The following is a 3,497-nucleotide window of genomic DNA, read 5'->3' on the forward strand; positions in this document are numbered from 1 at the left end:
CAGCGTACGCACCTGAGCACTTCACCGAGTACCCCGACACCCGGACGCCTCAACATGCGCGGCGCACTCGCCCGAGACGCCCAACAAGCCGCCGGAGCCATCCCCAACGCGCAGCCCTGGACCAGCATCCAGCGCCGCCACAACCCCAACCCGCCCCTGCGCCTGGGCATCGCGGTCGACGTCTCCGGCTCCATGACCGCCGCCACCGCCCCCGTAGCCGCAGCCGCCTGGATCCTGGCCCATGCCACCCGACTGACCGACCCCGCCTCCCGCACCGCCACCATCGCCTACGACACCGCCCTCACCGCCATCACCCACCCCGGACGCGCACCCCAGCACATCACCCAGTTCCGGGCCACCGGATCCGGACACCGCCTCGCCGAAGCCATCGACGCCCTCACCCACGCCCTCGACCTCGACCGCCCCCACGCCGCCCGCCTCCTCGTCATCGCCTCCGACGGCCTCTACACCGACGACGAAACCGACGCCGCCACCGCCCGCCTCGCCCGCCTCGCCGCCGCCGGTTGCCCCGCCCTCCACCTCGCCTTCGCCCCCGGCTTCGCCCCCAGCCCCCTCCCGGGCACCGCCTTCGCCCACATCACCGACCCCACAACGACCCTGGACACCATCACGCAGGCAGCCACCACGGTCCTCGTCCGCACCCGCTGAGCCCAGACCAGGGCTGTCCCGGTGTGGTCCAGCGAAGTCCCGCCCAAGTCCTCTGCTGTGCTGCTACGTTCGAGTTCGCGAGGTAACACGAGGGGACAGGGCATGGGCGGATTCGGGCGCAGCGACGAGACCTGGGATGAGCTGGTCGAGGCCGGACGGGCCTTCCTCATCGAGCGTGCACAGCTGGGCGTCACCACGAGCTACACCGAGCTCAACACCACGCTGGCCCGCCGCACCAACCACCCCACCTTCGACTTCGACCGGCCCGACGAGCGCGCCGCCATGGGCCATCTCCTCGGCCTCATCGTCGAACACGACCACCCCCAAACCGGGTTCATGCTCTCCGCCCTCGTCCGCTACCTCAATGCCAACGACGCCGGACCCGGCTTCTATCAACTCGCCCAGCAACTCGGGCTCCTGCCCAAAGGCGCCTCCGCGAACGCCAAACTCGACTTCTGGATCAGCCAGGTCAAGGCGGCCCACGCGCACTACGGCCGCCCCGCCGCCACCGCACACCCCTGAGGCGCCCACACGGGAAGCCCCTCGCGAGCACAACCGCAATCCAAGGGCAGTGCCGACAACCTGCGCGCGTGTCGACGGAGATCACCCAGCTCACCGACCTCTTCGCGCGAGGAAGCCGGCTCCGCTGCCCGGTTCAAAGACGGCCGGACCAGTCCTGGGGAGGCGGCACGCGCAGGAGGCGCGACGACGCTTAACGCGGGCAGTCAGCGAACCGGTGCGAGCCTGGAGACGCGGGCGGGATCCCGCGCTCCGGTGCGCGGAGCTCATGCACGCCTCCATCGCATGGTGAACCCTGACCGGCACCGAGTTCGGGGACCTCAAGCCGTATCATCCGCTCATCCTGCCGTGAACCCACGTCTGGCCGCGGTCAGGCATTCGACGACGCCCCACCCTCATCGCTTCCCAACCGCCGCAGTTGGTCGTCCGTCTCCGGGAGGAGCTGGACGACGCTGACCCAGGGGAAGTCAGCGGTCCTATTGAACGCGCGCACTTTCCAGCGTCCGGCGGGCAGGGAGACCGGCGCCTGCGCAGGCAGACCTCCGCCGCCCGGGTAGGGCACGTTCAGGCACCGGCCGGCCTCGACCGCGTCCGTGAGGACAGCTGGGCCGTCGGTCTCCCACACCCCGCACTCCACCCACGGGGTCGCCGGGTCGTTGAGCGCGGCTTCGGTGACCTCGAGCAGCTCGGCGTCGGAATCGGCGGCCAGCCACCGCATGAAGGCCAGACGGTGCGGCAGGTAGCAGGTGGTGGCGGGTTCGTCGCCCAGCACCAGGACAGAGGCCTCGACGGGGCTGTGGAGGGCGATGACACCGGCCAAGGCGTCGACGTCGCAGGCCCGGTCGTAGTGGTCCGGCTGGTCACCGTCCCCGGTGATCATTCCGTCCTCGGTGCAGCCGCCCCAGTACGGCAGCGCGGACACCGGGACAACTATCAGCGGACCACCCATGGAGGTGACCCAGGCCAGATCGAGAGCCTTCCGCTCACCAGGTCGATCAGTTGTCACGTGCGCAGTCTGCCGCCCGCCACCGACAGGCTGGCCAACCGGGTGGGCGCTTCCCGGCACGGCGGTGCCGGCAGCCCAGCTGCGGTGGCCAGGAGATGCGGACGTTGCCATGCCTCCAGCCGTCTTGTGGACTACAGCAAGCCCTCGGCGTGCGCCGCGGTACTGGCGCTGCGCAGGGCACGGGCCGCGTTGGCCAAGCGGATTTCGGCGGCCGCGAAGGCAAGCTGGAGGGCGCGGGCTGCTGCGCCGATGGGCCAGGGCCAGGGTGGCGCCGGCCGCGTCGAGGGCGCAGGCGGCCGCCGTGGACACCGGCATCACCGCGCCCTCGAGGTCCTGCAGCTCCAGCGCGGTGCGGGCGATGCGGTCGCTGACCATGCCCAGCCAGGTCAGGTCCTCCCCGTCCTGGTCCGTGCCGTGGGTGGTCAGGGTGGCGAGGATCTGCGTCATCGTCCAGTAGCCGCCGCGCAGGTCTTCGGTCTCGGTTCGGTCGGCCTGCGCGGCCAGGTACTCGGTGACTGCCAGGAGGGGCGCCGAACAGATCCGATGCGGTCGGCGCGGCGTCCCGGGTGCCGGGGTCGAAGCCCAAGGCAGCGAGTGCAGCGAGGAGTTGGTTCCGTGTCACGGGGGCGAGGTCCATACCGTGCAGCTTCCCAGCCAGAATTCCGGTTGGGGCCCGGCGCTGCGGCCGGGAGCCGGGGGACGGCGCACGCATTTCGCCCGGACGAGGGAACCGGATGACGAGGCCAGCGTTCATTCGCAGGAGCCTTGGCTGGCCGCAGCCCGCGTGGCACGACGCCTGGCGCATATGGCGCCGGGCAACTTCCGTTGTCAGAGCTCGTAGTCCTTCGCCAGCTCGTCCCAGGGGATGCCGCGGAGAGTGAAGTCGGCGTGCTCCCCTGTCGGGACGTGCGGAGTGGTCTGGAACCAGACGACTGTGAGGGCGGAGCAGTGCAGCACCGGGTCGAGGTCAGGAGCGACCGGCTTGGAGCGGAAGGCCCCGATGCAGGCCCCCGCGGGCAGCACCTCGACGGGGCCAAACGGGCCCGCTGGCTGGTCCGGGTAGACCCGGTGGGGCGGTACCAGGTGCACCCGGGGTGGAGGGGAAGGTCCGTTCGGCCTGCCGGAGGCAATTGGCGACCTTCGGTCCGGTCAAGGCCCCCTTTTGTTGGCGCGGATGCTCACCGAGTCGATCACGCACCGGGACCAGCCCAGCTCTCCGCACTGCGCGCTACACGTCTGGGCTTCGCGAGGCCTTCCCGGGAAGCCCGGGACTGTCTTGAATTTCGTGGGTTTGGCCTGGTGT

At 70.7% G+C, this 3,497-nt stretch carries 4 protein-coding genes; 2 read left to right on the forward strand and 2 right to left on the reverse strand.

Annotated elements, in window-relative coordinates:
- Together ACFP3V_RS29830 and ACFP3V_RS29835 are read left to right on the forward strand one after the other, a co-directional pair.
- Positions 1-669: vWA domain-containing protein (locus tag ACFP3V_RS29830; RefSeq protein WP_380590263.1), on the forward strand; the 669-nt coding region annotated here is incomplete at its 5' end.
- A 102-nt stretch (positions 670-771) separates the two neighbouring features.
- Complete coding sequence (locus ACFP3V_RS29835) at positions 772-1,191, forward strand: hypothetical protein (protein ID WP_380590266.1); 420 nt, start codon at positions 772-774, stop codon at positions 1,189-1,191.
- Between the two features lie 367 nt (positions 1,192-1,558).
- Here the strand turns inward: ACFP3V_RS29835 and ACFP3V_RS29840 are convergent, their stop codons facing one another.
- Both ACFP3V_RS29840 and ACFP3V_RS29845 read right to left on the reverse strand, forming a co-directional pair.
- Positions 1,559-2,641: an Imm21 family immunity protein gene (locus ACFP3V_RS29840; protein WP_380590268.1), complete on the reverse strand. Its 1,083-nt coding sequence runs from the start codon at positions 2,639-2,641 to the stop codon at positions 1,559-1,561.
- Positions 2,642-3,022: 381 nt separating this feature from the next.
- Positions 3,023-3,283 (reverse strand): hypothetical protein, encoded by a 261-nt coding sequence (locus ACFP3V_RS29845; protein ID WP_380590271.1) that lies wholly within the window; start codon positions 3,281-3,283, stop codon positions 3,023-3,025.
- Positions 3,284-3,497: the final 214 nt, after the last annotated feature.

It is taken from the genome of Streptacidiphilus monticola, from assembly GCF_042658505.1.
GTDB lineage: Bacteria > Actinomycetota > Actinomycetes > Streptomycetales > Streptomycetaceae > Streptacidiphilus > Streptacidiphilus monticola.

Coding starts and splice junctions, on each gene's coding strand:
- ACFP3V_RS29835 (WP_380590266.1), top strand. CDS start 772: ATGGGCGGATTCGGGCGCAGCGACGAGACCTGGGATGAGCTGGTCGAG.
- ACFP3V_RS29840 (WP_380590268.1), bottom strand. CDS start 2,641: ATGACGCAGATCCTCGCCACCCTGACCACCCACGGCACGGACCAGGAC.